The organism is Photorhabdus temperata (genome assembly GCF_025384845.1).
Lineage (GTDB): Bacteria > Pseudomonadota > Gammaproteobacteria > Enterobacterales > Enterobacteriaceae > Photorhabdus > Photorhabdus temperata.
Map to the genome: position 1 here is coordinate 56,798 of NZ_JAJAFX010000005.1, position 22,828 is coordinate 79,625.

Below are 22,828 nucleotides of genomic sequence, written 5' to 3' on the forward strand. Positions count from 1 at the left end.
GCGGTTTGCCTCTTCAAACCGCAGATGAAAAAGCTTTTAAGAAAAAACTTCCTCCTTTCCATTAACTACCAACGTACTTCTGAGATGGGTAAGAATGCAATTGACTTCACTTGCTCCAACAGATCGTAATCAACCTGCATACTGGTTGGTATCCGAAAATCCAGTAGCGTATACAGTTCCGTCCAACCAACATCTTTCTTGAGAAATTTTCGCGGAGGAAGAGCCTTTTCAGGCTTACCAAACTGCTCATGCACCCATTCCCTAGTCATTAAAGGCTTCAAGGGAGAAGGTAATTCATTAGGGAATTGATATAAAGGTCTCTTCTGATCAAGCAGAAAAAGCTCTACAGCAAATAAAATCTTACCATCTCTTTTAAAAGCTAAATGCATACCCTCTTTAGCTATATTCAGAGCAATGAATGAAGCTCCAGGATATCCTGTTGGTTTGGTTTTATAAGGGATTAGTCCTTTATCAAAAATCTCCTGATAGGTTCTCCCCAAACTATTAATTAACGCTTCAACGTTGATAGTCATTATTTATATAACCTCTATTCTTGATTCAGCCAATTCATTTGAGATTTAACTTCCAAAGTTGTTCGCAAATGAATTAGCGTTCAAAAATAACTACTCATCTATTGTTAATTACCAACGCACCTCTGAAGTGGGTAAGAAAGTCAGAGATTCAACCTGTTCAGTGAGATCATAGGAAATCTGCATACTTGTGGGAATACGAAAATCAAGTAATGTATATAATTCTGTCCAACCAAACTGGCGCCTCATTACCATCTCGGGAGGATGAGATTTCTCAGGCTCACCAAACTGTTCATGAATCCATTCACGTGACATTTTAGGGATTAATGGTGATGGCAATTCACTAGGGAATAAATAAGCAGGTTTATCATTAACTAAAGTTAATGTAATCTCCTTTAATTTTCTATCTTTCCTATAAAAAGACAAAAAAACCCCTTCCCTTACCATATCCAAACATATCACTTCATCACCAGGAAAACCTTTTGGTTTCGTTTTATAGGGAATTAGTCCCCCATCAAAAATTTCTTGATACGTTTTACCTAAACTATTAATTAACGCTTCAATGTTGATCGCCATTATTCATATAACCTTTGTTTCTGATTAATCTCATGCATCTTCTCTTGAGCTTTTTCAAGCTGTTCTTCTGTTGCACCATAGTTTTTCAGCGCTGGCTTTATTGCATTAAAATCACGATTTACAGCTGCCTTCAAGTCCTTTTCATCCTGTCCTATTTGAATCGGAGAATTTCGGCCTCCATAGGTAGCACTGAGCTTCTGATGAATCTCAGCCGGAATGATAATTGCGGCAACATCTTTAGATAGCTGATTCAATTGAGCATCTGTTAATTTAGAATTTAATCTCTTCAACCGTTTTTTAACAGCCGCAGCCGAAGGCATATGATCCGCATGTGTTCCATTCCTCAACCGCCCGGCAAAGTTTCTATACAAATCCACTTCAAACAACTTCACCGGCGGTTTACTCAAATACACATACACCGGCGGCATATTCGGGATCGGGAAGATCAGAATATAATCGCGGAAATCCTTCTCTTCCGGCATCGGCAACGATTCAATATCGCTGCCCACTTTTTCCGGGATTGGCAATACGGTGATTTGCGACGGAATAAATGGCCGTTCTTCATTCCCGGTATGGGCTGGAACCTGAAACTCCTGTTCGTTCGGCGTCCATAATATCGTTGGCCGATTTTCTCCCGGCTCCCAAAACTCATAATTACCCGTAGTCCGATTCAGTGTCATCATACGAACCGGCACTTTATCCAGACCACTTTCCGGGCCGACGTGATACCCCTGAACCGTCATCCTGCCGCTTTTTTCATCTCTTATCCAGCGGAAACGCACACGCGTCGGGGCTTTGCCAAACTGCTCGGCAATCTCACTAAGGCGATAGCGGTTTAAATAATCTTCTTCACCTTCATTCAGCTTCGGTGAATAAAACAATCCCATTAACCCGACCGTCAACGGATTTGGGGCCGCCAGCCAGCGCCCGGAGCTGGCAGCGCCACCGCCAATGTAACGCATCACCAGCGCTTCCCCATCCGCGGCCACGCTGCGGGTGGTGGCCGCTACTGCCGTAGCAGCGGCTTCAACCTGCGCTTTTCCACCACGAAACCACCGTTTATACCACGGTAATTTTTTATCCTGCGGCTTATCCGGCTCTGGCGGGTGTTTCTTGCCCTGAGGAGGCGGTTCAGGCTTTTGCACCGCTACCGGAGCGGGAGATGACGGCACCTGATATATCCCCATTCGCCCGAAGTTATTCGCGGGTTCAGCTTCGGTTCCCGCATCCGTACAGCCTTTGCCCCGCTGGCAGGATTTCGTAAACACCGGTATCGGCGGTGGGGGAGCCTGCGTCACTGGCGGTGGACCGGGCTGAACGCTTGCCGCCGCCTTCACCGGCGAAGCGACATTCTGTGCCGCCATATTAGTGGGAGCAACAACCCGATCAGCAACCTCCTCCTGCTTCTCATAGCTGTCCATCACGGAATTGATCAGCCGGGCCCGACAGGGACAGGTGCTGACACTATCTAATGTGCCCGCCAATCGCCGTCCCATGCTAAACATGCTGGGTACGCCCCCGGCAATCATGTAAGTACCGGAATGTTTACCGCAGGTGACGTGATCCCCTTCCCGCGCGGTTGCCCGCCCGTTAAATGTGATGGTCTGGTCGCCGGTGATGATAACTCCACCACAGGTCGTTTTATCACCAACGAGCAGATAATAGCCTTTTGCCATTCTATTGATTTCCCCATTGGTTTACAGTACGAAGAGTGGGTCTAACTAAATTGGTCATCATATCCTTACCACTTATAGGTTAATAGATAATCAATAGTGCAATGAATTTAACTTAAAAAGATATAGGAATATTCCGAAAATTGGAGAAATTTGCTTGATTGATTGCGGTAATTCATCATGTTAATTAACATATTTGATGCATTTTTTTAGCAAAGGTGGGCATCACGAATGAATTTAAAATCAGTGGCAACATCGGTTTTACGTACCAAATAATTTTAGGGAAACGATGTCGGGTTGACAGGATGGTAAAGCAAGTTTTCTCGAATAATAGTCAGATCGTTTTTTGCTACTTAATCAATATCCATTCAAAGTGCTGACCAAAAGACCAACACTTTGTCATTAATCTGCAAAGTTGTTCAAGCTCTGACGAGCTTTGCTAATCATTGCAGGGAGAGTTACCCTCCTGCACAGGCAAACATGCTTTGCTGGTGTAGATTGTGGGCAAACTGGCAGCTTAAGGTCAGCTCTTTTTTACTATGCCCCCGAACCAGTAACGCTTCCCAACGATGATGATGACCGGGCACAAACCCCGTACAAGCAAATCCCGCTTGCTGCAAAATTTCCATAGCCTGGAGAGTACCTTCCCCTACCGGGAGTTTCACATATACCAGTTTATGAGCGGGTAACTCCGCCACCTCTTTTACCCGCTCAGTTGTCTGCTTTTCCACCCACACTTCCAACCGGCGTCCATGATTGGTCATGCTGATATCGGCATCAACCGGTTCTTCCGGTTGTAAAGGCTCTTGACCAAACACTTGAGTCACCGAGTTCAGCCAATTTTGCCAACCTGAAGGCCAATGTAACTCTGGAAAGGGCCAGCTTTGCAGAGGCAAGCAACCCAGTACGATGCTTTCCGGATGTGTCTGATCAAATGGTGAGGTGACATAATCCGGCAACAACCCTGTGGTGTGAAAACCCAGGTTTTGAGCCAGACGCTGGCTGTGATTATGTGACGATACCTGCTTAATAGTGAGTATGCTTAACCCCATTTCCCTGGCCTGCTCACACAAGTATCTCCCCAGTGCGGTAGCAATCCCCTGACCACGCGCCTGTGGGTGCACCGCGATAAGCGCCAGTTCAGCGCTTAACGAACAGCGCTTATCCTGCCATAGCGCCGCATGCCCCAACACCTGCCCATCCTGTACCGCAACAGCAGAATACCAGTGTCTTGCCGCGTTATAGCGGCCAAGCATGGTTGGCAAATAGACTTCCGGGTAAACATAATCTTCGCCGTAAACAACCCGAAACAAAGCACTGACACCGGTAGAATCCTCTTCCCGGAATAATCGAATCAATGGTGTTACTGGATTTATGCTCATGCTGCCTTCTCTTCAGCACTATAACCACGATTATCAACCACCCGCATCAGCTTACCGGAGCGTGGATGCGTGACCATATTTTCCAGGGCGCAGTAAGTGACTTCCACATGCAGTAATCCCTGACAACATAATTTTGCCATCGCGGGTTGCGCCGCCAGCAACGCCTGATGTACTGCTGTCGCAAGCGGCATCGGTGACGAGCCGCTGGCTAACAAGAGTTTTATTTTATCTATACCATCCTGACGGCTCAGTAATAGCTGCCAAGCCAGTATTCCCTCTTGCTGTCGCAGTAAATGAGCAATATGGTCAGGAAAAAGGGATAACGTGCCAACCCGTACCCGGTGAGCACTGCCCGCCCGCCCCTGCAAAGCGAACTTGCGACGTGGCCGCCCAGATTCTTCACACCAACACGCCAGGTCGCCAGTAGGATAACGGATAACCGGCATCAGACGCCGTTGCAAGTTGGTAACAACCAACATGCCGTTTTGTCCCGACGCGGTAATCGGCTGACCACTGGACTCATCAATGATTTCAACAATCGTATCCGTATCAAAAACCCGATGTTCACCGTGACCACAATCGGGAGAAGCAGCACCAATGAGACCGGCATCAACACTGGCACAACCAATTGAGCCAATGCGTGCATTGGGGAATACATGACCCAATAGTGTCAACTGCTCTGAAAACAAGCTTTCGCCACCGTACAACAGACGCTCAATACCCGGCATGGTCTGGCCGATCTGCTGCAAGGTACTAGCAAAACGTAACAGTTGCGCCGGCACCCCGGCGAGAACGTTAATCCCCAAGCTAACAATCGCGTCAGCCAACGCCCGATCATCAACTGAACAGGTAAACGGAAACTCCACCACCGGCACAGGTGAATAGGACAAAGCACCGTGAATAAATAACAGACTGGTATACAGATCACCGGCAAAAAACAGGTTGGCAACGCGGTCATCAGGCTGTAGTTGCTGTGCCAACCCTTGACCAAATGCGCGCACAAAAGCACGCCATTCATTGCAACTGAACACCGACAACCTACCCTCACTGGTCGAGCCACCGGTTTTGAAAACATGACCTCCGTTGATAGGACCAGTCAATACCGGCCAGTTTTCCAGTGGTTGCGACTGCTGCCAATAGTCAGCAGGATCGATTAATGGTAGATCAGTCAAGGTCCAGCCAGAGCGGGGCAGATCACAATACAGATCCCTAAAGAAAGGAGCATGATTGCGGGCATATTCAACCAAATCGTGTAATGATAATGTCATGATTTACTCAAAAAGTAATATTATGGGTCTCAGGTTCGGCTATCCAGCACCAGCGGCGTTTTGCCACTTTGCGGGTGACGGCGAAACTGTCCGGCTGGCGTAAGGATAATTTCCAGTTGAAGCATTCCACCACTGACAACCTGATTCAGCATTTTATGTTGCATAAGATGCCCGCGTACCTGGTTAACATCACCCTCAGCTAACACATGGATGTATTCGCCACCACCAGCGTGATTCCCTATCAGCCACTGCACCGGAAACGCCAAACCAGCTGACAATTCAGTTGGATTCACAAAAATAGAACCTACCCGCATCAATGTCCCATGACGACCTACCAATCTAAAACGCGGCGCCAGTAATCCGCAGGCACAAAGACCGGGTAGCCAGTGGCCCAAATCGCCCAAATCATAGCGTTGAATCACCTGCCCTTCCCGCGCCAAAGGCGTAAACACTAACCGACCGGTCTCACCGGGCTGGATCGGCTGGTCACTATCCAGAGCCAGTATTTCCAGCCACTGAATATCAGATAACAGATGGAATTCCCCATCGTGGCAACAAGCACAAGCATGGCCCAATGGACCAGCATCAACGGAGCCATAAATTGCCGAGCGGATCACCTGGATGCCAAAACTGGATAAAAACTGACGACGCTCTTCACTAATATGCTCGCCACCAGCAAAAATTTTACGCACACCACCATAGGCACGTAACGCAGCCTCTTCACGTTCAAACAGTTGATACATAGTGCTTGGCATCCCTACCAGCGTGTTAACCCCTTGAGTGACAATAAAATGTCTGATTTGGCTAAAATCATCGTTTATTGGGCCGCCCATCGGGTAATGCGGCACGGATAATTTATCCAGAATAGTGAAGAAACTCAGCAGACCACCATACAAGTTGCCGCCATACAGCAGATTCATTACCCGGTCCTGCGCCGGATCTAAACCGGCGGAAAACAGACCATCCGCCGCTGCCTGCATCTGACTGTGATAATCTCTGTGACTGAAACCCGCCAGTTTCGGCGTACCGCTACTGCCGCCGCTGCGGAAAAACACCTGTGCTTTCGACGTCACCCCATTTTGCTGAAACTTTTCTTTATCCATCACTGGAACCCCTGCCAGCTCTGGAGGATTGATCGCCAATTTATCCAGTGTGACATGGCCCGGCAATTGTTCCGCTTTCAAGCTGACTGATACACGCCGAGCAAGCCGGGTCAATGCATAAACACCGTCATGTGGCTCACCTTCATAACCATCATGCATCGCTCCGGCCTGACATACCCGGCTGACACCTGCGGCCAGCAACTGGCGGCTCAACATCGGCAGTTCATTTGTTTCGGCGATCAAAGCACAACTTTGCAAATAGGGGCGCCACGGTAACAAAATTTCCACCAGTCGCGCACGTGGCGCCGGGCGAATTTGCAGGGTACGATACAATGGCGATGGCGCAAGCTCCTGGCGTTGCACCCAAGCTACCCGCCATCCATCCCCTTCTTCTACTGAACCAGTCAGACCAGCAAAAGTATGATCTAACTGCAAAAATGCCATCTGGCTGCTGATTTCGGCCGCTTCCTGTATGTCAGGCTGTAAGGCCGGCCATACCGGCGCCCGTCGTGCCAACCCAGCAGCCACGGCGCTCGCCACCTCCCGCAAAACGTTCTCATCAGTGCTGTCTACCAACAAACACTGTGGGCTGGAGCAAGCTTGTTGATCAAACCGGCAAACATCATCAGCCAACGCGTCGTAATCAGCATGATCGGCAGACTCCGGAGCCAGATAGGCAAAGCTGATACGATGTCCCCAGTCGATCCAGCGGCAACCGGGCCGCAATTGGCTACGGATAGCGGTCAATGCGGTATGACTCCCCCAGGCTGACACAGCATCAGCACACTCCAGCAACGTTGACAGTTGATCAGACGGTAAAGGTAATACGGATACATAAGGAGCCAACTTGCCACTCAGGTCATAGCGCAGGAATTCCGCCAATAACTGTGCATTGAGGCCCTGATCACTGCTACTGGGGCGTAGCCAGTTAACATTACCTACCAGCAAACTCTCCAGCACAGCCATAAATGGCAGCAACGGCGCATTAGCCGGTGTGATATGCACCACCAGCCCCAGAGGTTGCCAGGTTTCAAAACGGGGCTGTGTATAGTCAAAACGACGCAGGGAAAATGGTTGTTCGCCCAACTCGTGCCGTAACTTCGCCTCCAGCAAATCACGACGACAAAAGCCGCGTAAAGCGGCGATTGTCGCTGTATCCAGTGCAAGCACAGAAGCGACAGTATCGAGACTGTCGGCAAAGCGCCCAGCACAGTCCAATACTTGTTGTACACTTAGGGGACAAGCCAGCGTATCCGCAAGGCTGCTTTTAAGTTCGGCCAATACCGCGTCGGGCTCCAAGTCAGATATTATCTTGCCATTAACTAAATACATTTCAGGACTCCTTTATCAACTCAGAGGCCGCAATCGCGCAGCTGCGGCTTTTACTTGTACCGGCACGACCCAATAACTCAAACCAATCAGTAGCCAACCCACAACCGCATTCAACGGCTGAATGCAGCACTGCCAAATCGCTCACCACGATACTGTGTGCCGGGCTGGAGGTGATATAAGGCGATGTCAGATGCAGAAAACCGGGTTTACCATAGGGTTGAACCGCCATATTAGCCGTATCACGAATATAGGCACGGGCATAAGTTGGTACATGAAAATGGTGATGCCGACACTCAACATAAGGCACCGGATGTTCAACCGAACCGTAACCATCCCGGCAACGCTCGTCAGGGATCCCCAGCTGTTCACCTAAACGCTGGTAAAACAACGATCTTGGGATTGCTTTATCGGCGTGTGTTTTCCAGCCACCCCCTAAAAATACCAGTGATTCAGGATGTAACTGTATCGGCGGCAGGCCCATTTCCTGCATCCGTTCCAGTGCGAACCACAGAAATGCCGGAAAGCCCAGCATACGCACCGGCAGCCCTTGCACAGCAAACTCCTGCAAGGATCGGATCACCCCAAACGGATCAAACTCATTGCCTTTTCCATTGTGGCGCAGTGCATAACAGGCTTGATTCACTGGCGCGTATTTACACAGATACTGATCGGTATAGGCAGTTCCCAGAGTAATCGCTCCGGCGGGTTCATAACTCAACAACAAATAGTTACAGGGCTGTTGCGGCGTATTCCAGCCGTAATACTCGAAAATCCTCTCAACCATATTCTGGGCCGCCTGTATACTGCGGGTATCGTAACGCATACGGCTTTTCTGACCTGTTGTCCCGGATGAGGTCAATTCCAGCGCATCCTGACCGGTGGTACTGAGCAGCAACTGATGTTTAAAATAATTAGCGAAAATGGGCGGTAAGCGCGCCCAATCGTTTAGTGTTTCCAGTTTTTGATCATCCAGGCCATTAGCCTTCAGCCACTGGTGATAACCAGAGGTGTGTTCACAATGATATCGCGTCAGTTCGCGCATAGCCGCGTCAAACAGTTGGTCGCAAGCACTATCGGCACGATAAGGATGATCAAGCGCGCAAAGGGCGTCAACATAAGCAAGAGAAGTCAAAAATCATCTCCAGAAATAAAGAAAGAAGGGCATTTACTCCCTTAAAATAATAAGTAAGTTGTTTCATCATCTCGGCAAGTCAAAAACCTAATATCCCGCCGCAAAAAATGACTGCATGCTGAATACAACTACTTAACCAAATAAAAATGAGTCACCGTTTTGGGAAAACTAATATTTAAATTTGTTAATTCCTTGTAAAGAAAAAAAGAGCAAATATAATAACTATGATTTGACCAAGACCAATGTAATAACGAGCTTATATTTAATAATCTTATCATCGAATCTAATCATAATTACTTATACCCTTCATCTTTCAAGTTGCTGCTTTGTTGGCTGCGTTCACTTGCCCCAGTCACATAGTTATCTATGCTCCTGGGATGCGTTCTCTTGCCGCCGCGCTGCAACTTGAAATCTATTGGGTATATACGCCAATCGATCAAAAAATAGTTAAAATCAAACCACCAGATACGAATTCACTATCAATGATTAACATTTAATAAACAAATAAAATCCTGAAATCCATACAATATTTACACATGATTCATTGTTAACATAATAATCAACAACATTATTTTTCCAGTAAATTTCATCAATAATAAAAATATCCTTACCAGAAAGATAATCATTAAAACCAATGGAATGAGATTCTTACTTTTAGTCTATTTTTATCCAGCAATGATAGATACGCCGAATTATTTACAGCAGTATAAGAAACACAGATTTAAAATCTGTATTTATATTACCGACATTTACATCGCCTAGAAAATAAACAATTTATGATATAACTAATACCAATCAAATTTTTTTAAAAACATAAAAAACCCATGAAAAAATTAGAAATAAAAAACATATTTCTATACACATGATAGAAATCTGCTCTTATATAATTACTTTACTTACTTTATTAATTTTTCACGTTAACATTTCTTTATAAATTATTATCACCTCTAGCAAGAAATAAAATACCCAAATAAGAATTGCTAATAAGTTATACCATATATAACTATATTTCAATAAAAAACTAAAAGTTTTTATTATGGTAAAATCGCAAAGATACACAATATACTGCTTATATTTTAAATATTGTTACTATTTACCACTTTATTTCACAATTTAGTCCAGAATTACAATCCTATATTATTAATACTTGAAAAATAACAATAGTAAATTAATTAAAATCTATTTTATAATTTACCACATGAACATTACTTTACTTTCACCTATGTGATAGTTTTATAATTTATTATTAAAAAAAGACGACAATAAGCATAAAAATATAAAAACCACTTTACTCCGTTAATTATAAATTTAATTTAAAAATAATTAATATTAGGTTTTTCATTCAAGCCATTTGCAATATTTAAAATAAAACAAGATAATAAACATTATAATTCATACTGAATACAATTATATCTCAATGAAAAATCACATTGTAAGAATCTATAAAAAACAATATGGAATTCATGCTTTAAATATTATCACCACTTAATTTAAGTGGTTTAATTTAAAATTACCACCCTATATTATTTCAAAAGAAAAATGATTTAATCACTTTAACTAAATCATTTTCATGAAAAATATAATGACATAGAATTCACCCTAAGATCCTTTTAGCATTAATCATATTTAATATATTATCCTTGAAAAAAAATCAATATCGTTGTATTTTCCAACTGACTACTCTATAACTAAATTTCAATTATCAGGCATTTTTCCCTCTGCCAAGATAATTATAACCGACCTCACCTAAAGGTCTCGTCAGAGGTTTTTATTTCCTGTTTTTCCGCATGAATACATTCTGTCGGAAGGAGTAACAAGTAACGCCTTTCATATATTCATGCTCAACATAATAATTCATTAATATTACTGTCCGCTCAGGAGTGTATACAGGGCGAGATCTCACATTTTTGGTATGGTTATTCAGGTTAAATAAAAATCAGACGGTGACTTTTTATCAGCATTTCTATCATTAAAACGTTAAAATCACGCCATTCCTTAAAAAGTAATCATTAATAATGAACATTTTTAACTTTATCAGCAAGATAGATGCTCCACGTTCTGACATCAATAAAAAACATGAATTAATGGATGTGATTTTTTTGGCTTTTTCCGCGGTATTAAGCGCAGCTTCTGGCTGGAAATCGATTCAAGAATTTGGTGAGTTACAAATCGAGTGGCTTAAACAATACACCCATTTTACTCACGGTATTCCTCGCCGTCACTGTATTGCTAATATTATCAAAATGATAGAACAAGATGCCTTAGTCGAAGCCTTTTATGCCTAGATCAACCCGCGTCGGGTCAAGGCAGGAAAAAGTATCATCGCCATTGATGGAAAAACGCTACGAGGAACTTGTAAAGGGACATTGTTTGAAGCCCTGCATGTGGTGAGTGCTTATGATGTTGAATCGGGGGTTGCCCTCTATCAGCGTGCCGCTGAGAGCAAAGGTAAGGGAGGCCCAGTTGCCAGACAGTTAATTGAATTACTGGCTCTTGATGGGGCGATTGTCACCATGGATGCCCTGCATTGCCAGAAAGAAACCCTTGAGTTAATTAACCAACGAGGTGGGGATTTTATTGTTGGCCTGAAAGGCAATCAAAAAAACCTCTATGAGTTTATCAAAGCGCGTTTTGCCGCACATTACGATCAAGATGAACGGGTTGAATTTACGGAGAAAAATAGCGGTCATGGCCGAAAAGAATTCCGCCATGTCATGCAAATTCCGGCCGCATTGCCTGAGGTACTTCAGCAGAAATGGTCTTCAATACAGAGTGTGATTGAAGTGGTGAGTGAACGAAGTGTGAAAGGTCAACCTCCCCACCGTGATTCACGTTGGTATGTCAGTTCTCTTCCTTTGGATGCGGCAATCGCCGCCAAGGCAATTAAGAAGGCACTGGTTGGTGGAAAACGAGCTGCATTGGGTCTTGGATGTTACCTTTCGGGAAGATGCCATATCATTCAAAGCGCCTGATGGAGCAGCCCAAATGGCCCTGTTTAACCGAATTGCGTTAAATGTGATTAAACAGAATACCAGTATAAAGGACAGTCAGGCGGCTAAACGTCGAAGGGCTACTTGGTCAAGGGAATTCCGCAGTCAGCTTATTTTTGATTAAATTAAATACAAAGTGGAATCCCACCCTGCTATACCCAATAGCTTTCAAGTTGCAGCGCGGCGGCAAGTGAACGCCTCCCCAGGAGCATAGATAACGATGTGACTGGGGTAAGTGAACGCAGCCAACAAAGCAGCAACTTGAAAGATGAAGGGTATAGAAGTATGGTGGCTGGCTCTCGTTCACCAGCCGAAAAATCAGAATTCACATTAATACTTCAATTCCTTTTTTTTCAATGATCATAAGCAGCTTTAATGCTGCACCAGTAGGGTGTGTTTCATCTCTCTCCCATTTCTGAACGCTATTTGCAGACATATTAATAGCAATAGCTAACGCTCCTTGACTTATATTGTAATGTTTACGAATTTTTTTATACGATCACCAGTCATTACATCAGGAGAAGAGTAATCTTTATTTTCTTTAACCAGTGAGTTAATTTCTCGCATGGTTATGTTCGATACTGTACCAGATTTATGAAAACGTTCAGCCATTTTCTGCATTTTAATAAGTCGGTTATCATTCATCACATATTACCTCTATTAATAAACCATACAATAAGTTACCGAAAAATCATCTGTGGCAAAAATTCTCATTTCCGTAAGCCGAACAAAGTTTTATATAGTAATATTTACCATAGTAAATATTACTATATATTGCAACCACTTTTTATTAAAATCAGCACTCACGATGAAAAATATATGAAGATTAATCCGGATAAAACTCCGATGATAATATTGATGCCATACTCCAGATACATTCATTCGAAAATACATCCAGTTATGTTTCATTAACAGTAGATGAAACTGCATCCATCCAGACTTTCACAAACCAATTTTCATCAGAAATAGTATTTTTCAGGTTCTCACCGGTAATTTCAGTCAACTAGCCCAAAAATCACTCACTCGATTTCCTGTAGCATTCAGATAAAACATAATGACGATATACTTTACATTCCGTATTTTTGCGCTACTATAAAAATATCTAATATATAATTTTCTATCCGTGCTCATAAATATAATTGAATTATAAATAATAAATTACCCAGAACGTGCATAAAATGTCGTGACGAATAGATTTTTTAAGAGAAATTTATCCAAGTTAAAATAATGAAGTATAAAAACATATTTACTTTGTATCTATTTCCACTGTAACTATCGTCATGGCTATTAAATTTATAGCAGTAGAAATAGAAGTTCCAGAGAAACTATGGTTATCAGTAGCTTTATCTATTAGTTCAGGAGCCTAAGATGAAAGAAATTAAGAAAAAAGAAAAAGGTAAAATGCTTGGTGTTAATAGACACTCCTTCTTCGTTGTTAATCTAACCAATAAAATTTTAACAGGTGATGTGTTTTGGAGTAACTCTTCAAATACGAGCGCTCTAAATGTCAATGGATTATATCCAGCAACCGCTTCACTTCTTCAAGATTTCTATCCTGAAAGCGGGAAAACTGATTATTGGCGATGGACTGAAAAAGGAAGGAGATATCAATTAGATTGTTATGACAATGATATATATGTTGCCGTTGTCATTAGCGATTATGGAATTGGTGTATTACCTTCTGGAACCAGCCCAGACACATGGAAATGGTAGATTTTCCTCCATTGAATTATTTATAATTATGTGGAGAATACGAGTTTTAGACTCTGCCTTAAGCCATAAACTGAAGCCGATTCAATAAAAATCATGATTTTTATTGAATCGGCTTAAAATATGGCAATCAAAGTCTCAAATATATAATTAACCTACGTTATCACCTTATATTTTTTTAAAAAAATGATACCTAAATCATAAAAAAACACTGTATTTTAGTCTGCTATAAAATTCAATACTTTCTACGTACCATTTTAACAATACCTATAATTTCAAGACAATGCTCTTTTATCAATTACCCTAGATTACCAAATCGTGATTTATCCTGACATTCTCACCATCGGCTCTCCAGGGCTTGCTTTTCCAAAGAATCGTTCTCGTTTCTGAACTTAAGAAAACAAAATCAATTTTCGGTAAATCTGACGAAAAAACTAAATTTTTTAAGCTTACAGTTTAAATAAAAGCAGAAAATTCAGATAATCATCAAAGCCTACTAAAGTCATAAATATATATTTTCAACCAGATATTCAACAGAAATAACAATCATGCTTACATTAGATAAATATCTATACCCAATAGATTTCAAATTGCAGCGCGGCGGCAAGTAAACGCATCCCCAGGAGCATAGATAACTATGTAACTGGGGTAAGTGAACGCAGCCAACAAAGCAGCAACTTGAAAGATGAAGGGTATATATCAATTGTTTGGTAATAATCGTTCATCAAGATAAATAATTCTCAGACAATCCTTCTGTCTCACCCCATTTTTTTAGCAATAATATTCGATCTTGTATATATTTTTCCGATAACACTTCTAATTTTTCTATTTTTTCCAATTGTAACTTGATAAATTTATGACTAAATTCACACCAAGAAACTAAAAAGAATTCATTATTGAAAAAAATCGATAATGGACAAGTAGTTTTCACTGTACGTACATTATTTAAATCAAAGAAAGTTATCACTATCTTTTGTTTATGATATATCGCTTTCCTAATATCAGATAATATCGAATTATTATCAGTAACTTTACTATAACCTTCCGTTTTTACAAACATTGGCGAACAGTATAGTTGAGCACGCTGTTCTTCGGGAAGTACTGCCGCGATCTTGGATATAAAACTATGAGCAGATTTAGCCAAAACAACATCATTTTGTTCAATAACCCATTTGTTACCTAAAACTAAAGCATCAATTTCATCCATTGTAAACATTAAAGGAGGCAACATAAAACCCGGTCTTAATGTATAACCTAAACCTGGTTCACCTTCTATATTTGCTCCCTGACTATTTAGCAAAGCAATATCTCGATAAAGGGTTCGCAAACTTACATTTAAATCGCCAGCCAGTAACTTACCGCTGACAGGATATCTTCTTTGTCTTAAGTATTGCAATAATACTATGAGTCTTTCGGTTCTTGACATTTCTACACTCCTCATTTTAATAAAAAATCAAATAGGAAAATCTTATATTTAATATAATTCTCAATTATCTGAGTTAACGAAAATAATATTTTCGCCTTTCATAATTACTCTATCCTATCAAGAGTGAATGCTCGATACATTACATTGAAACATGGTAGAGGTAAGTGTCGAATCATAGAGTAAACATTTAAAATATATATAGCGATAATCAATAAGTAAACTTACTATGTATTGACAATATAAGAAAGCTTAAATGTTAAAGTCAAGTTTCATGCTGCCAGTCAATATTTAAGCAGAAGAAATATGAACTTGTAATTCGGACATTTCGCTTCGTAATGTTTATGAAGATGACTTTATTTTATGACTTACAGTAAAGGGGCAGTGAAACTAAAAGACATAGCCAAAGTAAGCTTTATCTTCACATCCATTAAAAAAATAAAAATTATTCAGATACGGTAGTGAGTATTTATTTAACTTAAATTTTATCTTGGCATAAAATCCCTAACTTTGAAGGATAATATTATATAAAATAGACTATTTTATTTTCCATCCGTTATAATAAACAGCGAACCAAGACAGTGCTTAAGCTAAAGCGCTAACTTTTGAACTCACTTTAGTACAGCAGCCCAAAGGCAAAAAAACGAATCATCCTCATGTATTATATGTACGATGTGGATCTTGAGCACTGTCCGTGTTCACTATTCATTTATAATAACGCTCTGCAACAATTACACCAACTAAAATAGGTGCCAAGTGTAAAATAAATTAATTTTTCTTAGCGCTATTTAGTTTGAATTGCTCATTAACCCAATCTAAAACTTGTATCATATACTCGTTTATTTTATTTAAACAAACATGAGCTTCTGACTCATAACATAATAATTTATGATCATCTCCCCATAAATGGTCTAATTCTCTAACTTTATCAATCGAAAATATATCATCCAATGCGCCATGAACAGTAAAAACCTTTGTTTTACAAGTTAAAGATATGTCTAATTTTATTTCATCAAAAAGAGACTGCATATGATTATCTTGCATAAAGGCAAACTGAAAATCTGCTTTAAGTCTTCTGGGTAATTTATCAAAATCGGCTATTTCAGGCCCACCAGATAAATTAACGATACAGCAAAATTTATCACCCATTTTTTGCGCAACACGTAAAGCAAAATAACCTCCGAAACTAATTCCTAAGAAACAGAGAAGGTTACTATTAATTCTAGCATCATCCTCTAATAATTTAAGTATAGAGGTAACATATAATTCCATATCAATAGCCAATGGCGATTTTCCAAGGTTTATTCCTTGCCCTGGTCCATCAAATATAGCTACCGCCATACCTTTTTCCAAGAAAAATTCCGCTAAAGATAATATTTCAATTTCGGTCATTGAATCCAATCCATTGGATAAAATAACACAAGGTAAAGGATTATTCTCTTCTTCTTTATATCCTTTAGGAAATATAAGGAAGAATGGCATATGAAATTTATCAACAACAATATACTGATGCTCAACCAGTAAATCACTATATTTTATACCGGATAAAAAACATGAACGAATATACTCTCTGAGCTGGATTTTTCTGCTTTTATCACTGAAATACATAAATTCAGCCCAATGATAACAAGCAGCAGCACTCTTCAGGGCACGAACATAACTGACTTCATTTTTGGCAGAATTAGCGATGCTGATATAATTATCACCCACTTTTGACCAATTAACCATCCACTCATGCCAGAATTCTTCAGATGATAAATCTAAGTTTTCCTCCTGAAAATGACTCAATGCCTCAACCACATCTCCCCAATGAACCTGAGGTGCATATTGAGAATTTAAGAAAAAAAGTCTTGGCATAAAATAACTACACGTAGAAAAAAGTTCTGCCGAAATTCTATTTGGTTTATTCTTATTATTCATTGTATTTTCCTTTAATTTACTAAATACGATCGTCTAACCATTCTTTGCAGGCAAAAACCATTTTCTTACTATTTTCTGAAATAGCATTCTTCACTATTTCTTGTTGTCTTAATTTATCTTCTGTACCAAACTTGACTGCACATAAATTATGATCTAATTCAACACTATGATTAGAAACAATGAACGAACCGCTTCCTCTGCTAAATATACGCCACGAACCGCTATGAGATCTTAATACTAATGGAGGCTCTGGTTGAAAATATTCAATCAATAAATTATCTCTATCACAGAATCGTATGCTACGGAAAGTCTCATTTCCATTTGGCGTTGATACCTCCATATTAAATTCTTGGTGCCTATCATCATTGTGAATTATTTTCACTGAATCACAATGAGGTAATATTTGACTCCAATCATTGATATTTAAAAAGATATCGTAAACATCATCAATTTGATGAGGAATATAATATCCTGTTGTAAAAGTTAATAAATCTGACTTTTTATTACTCTCCACTTTATTCTTTATACTGTCCATCTCCATTTGAGTATTGTCATTAATAAATGAGATAATAAAGAAATTAGCCTGATCATGATTATCAACATCATCAATAATACCGCTTACATCGTCTAATAAAGACCAATTCCTCTGTACTGTCAGAAGACAACGTTGATCATTAATAGGAATAACTTGCCATCTACCACTCATTGCCTTTAATAACGGCATAGGTTTAGGCAGAACATAATCAATCCTATAAATAGAATCAGAATAATACCGTTTTGTTTGCCAGCTTACTGTTTTATTATTTTGTCTTGCTTTAATTTCAACAAGTTCTGAATCATCTATTCTATTTAATACCTCAGCACCTTCACAGAATGAGAAAATATCAGGCCAATAAGAGACATCTTTAACCAAAGTATATACATCCTTTGCCGGCACCTCACATATTATTGAATGAGTCAGATTTCCGTTTAATTTTTTTTCCGACCCTTCATTTATTTCTACAATATTTTTTATATTATTAAGTTCCTTAACTGAGTTAAGATCAATTCCTTTACTAATAAATTCATGAGCCTGCTGAGTTGTTTCAACACCATCAACTAATCCTGTTATTTCTGGCTCAATATCATAATCATGCTCTAACATAAGCATACATTGTTGAGAATTGATCTTAATAACCCGCCATGACGTCTCCATCTCTTTGACTAATGTCATTGGCTTAGTTAGTTTTGATTTTATGCTGAATGTTTCTGCATGAAATTTACGCTCGGATACCCACTGCATGATGACGCCGTTAATTAATGCTTTAATTTCTATTTTTTCACTGTCTTTATCTCTAAAGATAACCGTCACTTCCTGACAAGGCTCAAATATTTCTGGCCAATTTTCAGAATTGACAATAACCTGATATACCTTTTCTGCCTGTGTATTACAGATGATTGAATGTGATTCGTAATAATTCATTATTTATTCCTCAATTTAAATAGTTTTTTAGGGTCGATTGATTTAATTAACTCTGATTTTAGTATCTTATCGTTATGGCTTTTCGGAAAAGATTCACCAGTAACATAGAACCAGTCAGGCCATTTTTCCTGACTTAATTTAACACTCAAAAATGATGAAAGAATATTTTCAATTTCAGGTAATAATTTCTTCGATATATCGCCACTTATACAGGCAACAGGTTGATTAATAGCAACACCATTTTCATGGAAAGAAAAACCAACAACAGTAGCCACGTTCACATTGGGTATTCTTGATAAAATAGATTCAACTTCTTCAGGGTAAATTCTATGTCCGTTAGCACTCATAAATGTATTTTGCTTACGTCCCTTTAAAATTAAATAATCATCGTCATCGATATAACCCAAATCACCGGTAGCAAACCATTCATCAGGAGGAGTGACTTTCCCAGAAATCACATCATAATATCCTTCCATTATACTGTTACCTCTTAGTATAATTTCTCCAATATTATCAGATGAGCCGGTCATGGGTTTAATAGCAACTTCCAATGTATTATCAATCTTTCCAACACAATAAACTGAGTCGAGATATCTTTTATCACGATGATCTTGCTCATCCACCCAGCAGAACGGACCATAAGTTTCACTTAATCCGTATCCCTGCATCCATTCACAGCCTATTAATTTACGACCTTTCTCAAGTACACTGGGCGGCATAGCCGCAGCCCCATAAGCAACAACGTGTAAACAAGTTAGATCAATATCATTTTCTTCTGCCGATTTAACAAATAATTTCATCGACTCTGGACGTAACATAATATGCGTAATTTCATTACGGGAAATATAAGCAGGCCATTTCTCTATATTCCTGTCTTCTGGTATAAAAAGTATTGACTGATGTAATAATGCACCGAAAGAGAAAATCACGCCGGTAGTATTATTCAATAAACCTGACATGAATATTTTAGCATCCTGAGTAAACTTTAATTTTTCTGTTACTGTGCAAATTCGTTGACATACTAAGGATTCTGAAATACTAATTGCTTTCGGTTTGCCAGTACTGCCACTCGTAAAAAGTACAATAAAGTTAGCAATAGATTGTGGTGAATAGATAATAACTGGGGTTTCTTCTATATCATTAGCGCTGATTTCATGATCTGAAACATCAATAACATTAATGCCGTTTTCTTTTAATTTTTCAACAAAATGTTTATCTTTTTTAAGATAAATAACAAAATCGTATTGGACTTCATTGGTAAAATTGATCCACTCATCGATTGTCGCTGATGATAAATTATAAGGCATTAACAAATGCAACCCCATAGCACTGGCCGCAGCCAAGAAGAAAATGCCTAATTCATCATGTTCAAATATAACGATAACTTTATTATCTTTATGAATTCCTCTATTGCGTAAATCATCAATTAAATGGGAAACAGAAAGTATTACCTCTTTTCTTGTATAATGAGAATCCTTAGTGATAATACAATCATCATTTAAATTATCACGTTCTGAATGTAACAACATAGAAATTAGTTTCATTTCTGCTTCCCTTTGATTAACAATTAATTTTTATCACTTAAATTTACTGAGACGAAATCAAGAATAGCTCTTCCTGTTTCCCAATTACTGAATTGACTTTTAGTCACAGAAATACCAAATTCTTTCCCAATTTCTTTTGCTAAGTCAGCTAATTCCGTAGAATCCATATCATAAGCTTGAGCCAGATCTGCATCCATATTGAAATCATCAAAATTCATATTAACAAAAGATGATAAAATAGTTTTTATTTTTACTTCTGGATTGTTATTCATATATTTCACCTGAATATTTAAATATTTTAGAGATTAAATAGCTGAAAAACTCAATGCACACACATGACCTTTGTTACTGAGACGCTGAATGACTATTTGATTAATATTTGAAAGTTCATTTATTGTAATAGGCTGCTGTTCTCCATTATTTTCTGATAAGAATGACGAAGCCAGGACTGAATCAATCACGCCACTGACCGAAAATTGATTATTTAAATAAGGTCTCAGATTTACAAAAGATGTTTTTATATCTTTATCTGAAAATACTTTACTCGTTATTTCCTTTTCATCATCATATATTCCATCCATAATAAATGCAGAATTCTCATTATGGCTGAATAGTTCAGCAGTATATTCCAAGGTGTCACTTCTTGTATTTTTATCAGATGAAAAATAATCAATAAATCCGGTTAATTCACACAATATCGAAGCGCCACGTTCTAAAGCATGTTGCATTTCTTCTATAACCAGGAATGCAGCCCCTTCCGAGAAATTTTCTGGTAATTTTTCGCCAAATATTTCAGAATTTCTCTGTGCTGATCTCTGCTCCAGTAAATTTTTAACTAATGGGCTCGAAAGATGTTCTGACGCACCACATAACATAACTTCCGCTACACCATTAGAAATAGCGTCAGCCGCATAACCTATTGCTTGTATCCCTGCCACATCCGATGTAGAAAATGTTTTAGATTGTGCACTAAAACCATAAAGAAGTGATAACTGCCCCTGGAGTGCAGCAGGGAACCATGCCGTAGCGACATAAGGGCCCATTCCTTGTATTCCTTCAATATGAAGCGCTTTCACTTCGTCTTCAATATGTTTCCATCCACCAAAGCAATTTCCAACATATATTCCAACGCGATTAGGATCAATCTTGGCTAAATCTAATTTACTCTCTTTTAATGCCATCTCAACAGCGACGATACCATAAATAGAAAAGTCATCAATTTTACGCTTTAAGCGATTGTTGATATATTTTTTTTCATCGGGATCACTCAATGTCCTTATTATAGGGCTTGAGGTCATATTATTTATCGAGTTTTGGCCCAAGAGCTTCTGAATCAAATTTGACTTGATGGATGTCACATCCTTGCCATCAGGATGTATTGCGCCAACACCGGTAACAACAACTCTTCTACGCATTGTTAACTGCCCTCATAACAATAACACTGTGAATACCGGAAAAACCACTGGATAATTTTAACGCGGTGTCAATGGGATATACGCAACCTTGATTAGGGATATAATCTAAATCGCAATTAGGATCCGGGGTTTGATAATTAATTGTTGGGTGAATATATTGCCTTTCTATTTCCAGGCATAATGCAACAGATTCTATCGCATTAGCGGCAGCTAAAGCATGGCCTGTCATTGACTTTAATGAGTTAATTGGAATATCAAATGCTTTTTCCCCCAAAATAAATTTAATTGCATTTGATTCATTAATATCATTTTGAGCCGTAGAACTGCCATGCGCACTAATATAATTTACAGCTGATGGGGCAACCTTGGCATCTTTCAATGCCATATCAATGCATCGTGCCATTGCCAATCCATCAGCGGGTAAATCCGTCATATGATAAGCATTATTGACTGATGCATACCCTACTAATTCAGCATAGATATGTGCTCCACGCTTCTTCGCATGTTCATAAGATTCTAAAACTAATATTCCACACCCTTCAGCAATAACAAATCCATCACGTTCAAGAGAAAAAGGACAGGTTGCTGATTGCTGATTTTCCAGCTCTCTTGATGACAACGCCCCTAAAGCTTCAAAAGAGCCAATAGACAGTGGACAAAGCGGAGCTTCACTTGCGCCAGCCAGCATGACATCCGCTCTTCCATAACGAATATGTTCAAGAGCAATACCTAAAGCATCAAGTCCTGCCGCACATCCCGTTGATATATTACTCACCGACATGGATGCACCATACTTTTTCGCCACAGAGGTTGCCGCAGAACTGAAATCAAAGCTATCGTAATCCTCTGGTTGAATTAAATCAGGGCTGATCTCTTCTTTACCTCCATGGGTAATTCTGAGCAAACACTCTTCCATTCCAGCAGCATCGGCAATAGCGGTTGCGATTGCAACACCAAAGCGTTTACCGTCAATTTCTGAAGGCGTTAAATTTGCATCTTGCATTGCCATCTCGGAGGCATCCAAAGCAAACCGCAGATATTTATGCTCATTTTGCAAAACATATTCTTTGTTATCGATATCAATACCGCCAACCTTTCCTATAGCTCCGCTTTTGAATCCGAATTTTTTTCTTCCCCATTTATATTCACTGACCCCCGATTTCCCATTATGAATATTGTCCCAAAATTCATTAATGCCAATACCTGTTGGTGAAATAACACCTAACCCTGTCACCACCACTCTCTGTGTTTGAGATTCATTTCTGTTATTTATTATCACAATAGTTATCTCGATAGAAATAGAATACAGATTTATTGTCAGGTAAGTTTTATTCACATAAAATTTACCCATTTTCATTTAAGAAAATC

At 39.6% G+C, this 22,828-nt stretch carries 17 protein-coding genes and 1 pseudogene; 2 read left to right on the forward strand and 16 right to left on the reverse strand.

Annotation, left to right across the window (positions count from 1 at the left end):
- Nucleotides 1–65 precede the first annotated feature (65 nt).
- The 7 genes from LGZ99_RS03015 to LGZ99_RS03045 all read right to left on the reverse strand — a co-directional run bounded on the left by LGZ99_RS03015 (nt 66) and on the right by LGZ99_RS03045 (nt 8,996).
- The gene (locus LGZ99_RS03015) at nt 66–533 is read right to left on the reverse strand and encodes a DUF6392 family protein (RefSeq protein WP_023046626.1); all 468 of its coding nucleotides are present in this window, start codon (nt 531–533) and stop codon (nt 66–68) included.
- 108 nt (nt 534–641) lie between these two features.
- Complete coding sequence (locus tag LGZ99_RS03020) at nt 642–1,106, reverse strand: DUF6392 family protein (RefSeq protein WP_023046625.1); 465 nt, start codon at nt 1,104–1,106, stop codon at nt 642–644.
- Entirely contained in the window at nt 1,106–2,782 is a 1,677-nt protein-coding gene (locus LGZ99_RS03025; protein ID WP_262978839.1) for an S-type pyocin domain-containing protein, read from the reverse strand. The genes LGZ99_RS03020 and LGZ99_RS03025 overlap by 1 nt, the downstream gene beginning before the upstream one ends.
- A gap of 455 nt (nt 2,783–3,237) precedes the next feature.
- A complete protein-coding gene (locus LGZ99_RS03030) occupies nt 3,238–4,161 on the reverse strand; it encodes a GNAT family N-acetyltransferase (RefSeq protein WP_021325365.1) in 924 nt (307 codons plus the stop codon).
- Nucleotides 4,158–5,429: a phenylacetate--CoA ligase family protein gene (locus LGZ99_RS03035; RefSeq protein ID WP_036840776.1), complete on the reverse strand. Its 1,272-nt coding sequence runs from the start codon at nt 5,427–5,429 to the stop codon at nt 4,158–4,160. The genes LGZ99_RS03030 and LGZ99_RS03035 overlap by 4 nt, the downstream gene beginning before the upstream one ends.
- Nucleotides 5,430–5,458: 29 nt before the next feature.
- Nucleotides 5,459–7,864 carry an acyl-CoA reductase gene (locus tag LGZ99_RS03040; protein ID WP_036840777.1) on the reverse strand — a complete coding sequence of 802 codons (2,406 nt, stop codon included), beginning with the start codon at nt 7,862–7,864 and terminating at the stop codon, nt 5,459–5,461.
- A 1-nt stretch (nt 7,865) separates the two neighbouring features.
- Nucleotides 7,866–8,996, reverse strand: a complete 1,131-nt coding sequence (locus LGZ99_RS03045; protein ID WP_036840778.1) for a LuxE/PaaK family acyltransferase — start codon at nt 8,994–8,996, stop codon at nt 7,866–7,868.
- A 2,015-nt stretch (nt 8,997–11,011) separates the two neighbouring features.
- Between LGZ99_RS03045 and LGZ99_RS03050 the strand changes: the two are divergent.
- A pseudogene (locus LGZ99_RS03050) lies at nt 11,012–12,110 on the forward strand (ISAs1 family transposase).
- Between the two features lie 201 nt (nt 12,111–12,311).
- Here the strand turns inward: LGZ99_RS03050 and LGZ99_RS03055 are convergent.
- Entirely contained in the window at nt 12,312–12,422 is a 111-nt protein-coding gene (locus LGZ99_RS03055) for a helix-turn-helix domain-containing protein (RefSeq protein ID WP_235184797.1), read from the reverse strand.
- Nucleotides 12,423–12,451: 29 nt separating this feature from the next.
- Nucleotides 12,452–12,631, reverse strand: coding sequence for a hypothetical protein (locus LGZ99_RS03060; protein ID WP_235184798.1), 180 nt, complete (start codon nt 12,629–12,631; stop codon nt 12,452–12,454).
- A 723-nt stretch (nt 12,632–13,354) separates the two neighbouring features.
- Between LGZ99_RS03060 and LGZ99_RS03065 the strand changes: the two genes are divergently transcribed.
- Nucleotides 13,355–13,699 (forward strand): hypothetical protein, encoded by a 345-nt coding sequence (locus LGZ99_RS03065; protein ID WP_023043710.1) that lies wholly within the window; start codon nt 13,355–13,357, stop codon nt 13,697–13,699.
- A 721-nt stretch (nt 13,700–14,420) separates the two neighbouring features.
- Here LGZ99_RS03065 and LGZ99_RS03070 read toward each other — a convergent pair.
- The 7 genes from LGZ99_RS03070 to LGZ99_RS03100 all read right to left on the reverse strand — a co-directional run bounded on the left by LGZ99_RS03070 (nt 14,421) and on the right by LGZ99_RS03100 (nt 22,817).
- Nucleotides 14,421–15,122 carry a helix-turn-helix transcriptional regulator gene (locus LGZ99_RS03070; RefSeq protein WP_036840782.1) on the reverse strand — a complete coding sequence of 234 codons (702 nt, stop codon included), beginning with the start codon at nt 15,120–15,122 and terminating at the stop codon, nt 14,421–14,423.
- Between the two features lie 765 nt (nt 15,123–15,887).
- Entirely contained in the window at nt 15,888–17,039 is a 1,152-nt protein-coding gene (locus LGZ99_RS03075; protein ID WP_036840784.1) for an alpha/beta hydrolase family protein, read from the reverse strand.
- Between the two features lie 19 nt (nt 17,040–17,058).
- Nucleotides 17,059–18,501, reverse strand: coding sequence for an SRPBCC family protein (locus LGZ99_RS03080; RefSeq protein WP_051769660.1), 1,443 nt, complete (start codon nt 18,499–18,501; stop codon nt 17,059–17,061).
- Nucleotides 18,501–20,045, reverse strand: a complete 1,545-nt coding sequence (locus tag LGZ99_RS03085) for a class I adenylate-forming enzyme family protein (protein WP_036840785.1) — start codon at nt 20,043–20,045, stop codon at nt 18,501–18,503. Before LGZ99_RS03085 ends, LGZ99_RS03080 begins: the two co-directional genes overlap by 1 nt.
- Before the next feature lie 23 nt (nt 20,046–20,068).
- Complete coding sequence (locus LGZ99_RS03090) at nt 20,069–20,317, reverse strand: acyl carrier protein (protein WP_021325342.1); 249 nt, start codon at nt 20,315–20,317, stop codon at nt 20,069–20,071.
- Nucleotides 20,318–20,350: 33 nt separating this feature from the next.
- The gene (locus LGZ99_RS03095; RefSeq protein ID WP_021325341.1) at nt 20,351–21,460 is read right to left on the reverse strand and encodes a beta-ketoacyl synthase N-terminal-like domain-containing protein; all 1,110 of its coding nucleotides are present in this window, start codon (nt 21,458–21,460) and stop codon (nt 20,351–20,353) included.
- On the reverse strand, nt 21,453–22,817 hold the full coding sequence (locus LGZ99_RS03100) for a beta-ketoacyl-[acyl-carrier-protein] synthase family protein (protein WP_051769661.1): 1,365 nt from the start codon (nt 22,815–22,817) through the stop codon (nt 21,453–21,455). The genes LGZ99_RS03095 and LGZ99_RS03100 overlap by 8 nt, the downstream gene beginning before the upstream one ends.
- Between the last annotated feature and the right edge of the window lie 11 nt (nt 22,818–22,828).

Coding starts and splice junctions, on each gene's coding strand:
- LGZ99_RS03035 (WP_036840776.1), bottom strand. CDS start 5,429: ATGACATTATCATTACACGATTTGGTTGAATATGCCCGCAATCATGCT.
- LGZ99_RS03070 (WP_036840782.1), bottom strand. CDS start 15,122: ATGTCAAGAACCGAAAGACTCATAGTATTATTGCAATACTTAAGACAA.
- LGZ99_RS03100 (WP_051769661.1), bottom strand. CDS start 22,817: ATGAAAATGGGTAAATTTTATGTGAATAAAACTTACCTGACAATAAAT.
- LGZ99_RS03030 (WP_021325365.1), bottom strand. CDS start 4,161: ATGAGCATAAATCCAGTAACACCATTGATTCGATTATTCCGGGAAGAG.
- LGZ99_RS03090 (WP_021325342.1), bottom strand. CDS start 20,317: ATGAATAACAATCCAGAAGTAAAAATAAAAACTATTTTATCATCTTTT.
- LGZ99_RS03040 (WP_036840777.1), bottom strand. CDS start 7,864: ATGTATTTAGTTAATGGCAAGATAATATCTGACTTGGAGCCCGACGCG.
- LGZ99_RS03065 (WP_023043710.1), top strand. CDS start 13,355: ATGAAAGAAATTAAGAAAAAAGAAAAAGGTAAAATGCTTGGTGTTAAT.
- LGZ99_RS03085 (WP_036840785.1), bottom strand. CDS start 20,045: ATGAAACTAATTTCTATGTTGTTACATTCAGAACGTGATAATTTAAAT.
- LGZ99_RS03075 (WP_036840784.1), bottom strand. CDS start 17,039: ATGAATAATAAGAATAAACCAAATAGAATTTCGGCAGAACTTTTTTCT.
- LGZ99_RS03060 (WP_235184798.1), bottom strand. CDS start 12,631: ATGAATGATAACCGACTTATTAAAATGCAGAAAATGGCTGAACGTTTT.
- LGZ99_RS03095 (WP_021325341.1), bottom strand. CDS start 21,460: ATGCGTAGAAGAGTTGTTGTTACCGGTGTTGGCGCAATACATCCTGAT.
- LGZ99_RS03025 (WP_262978839.1), bottom strand. CDS start 2,782: ATGGCAAAAGGCTATTATCTGCTCGTTGGTGATAAAACGACCTGTGGT.
- LGZ99_RS03020 (WP_023046625.1), bottom strand. CDS start 1,106: ATGGCGATCAACATTGAAGCGTTAATTAATAGTTTAGGTAAAACGTAT.
- LGZ99_RS03015 (WP_023046626.1), bottom strand. CDS start 533: ATGACTATCAACGTTGAAGCGTTAATTAATAGTTTGGGGAGAACCTAT.
- LGZ99_RS03055 (WP_235184797.1), bottom strand. CDS start 12,422: ATGTCTGCAAATAGCGTTCAGAAATGGGAGAGAGATGAAACACACCCT.
- LGZ99_RS03080 (WP_051769660.1), bottom strand. CDS start 18,501: ATGAATTATTACGAATCACATTCAATCATCTGTAATACACAGGCAGAA.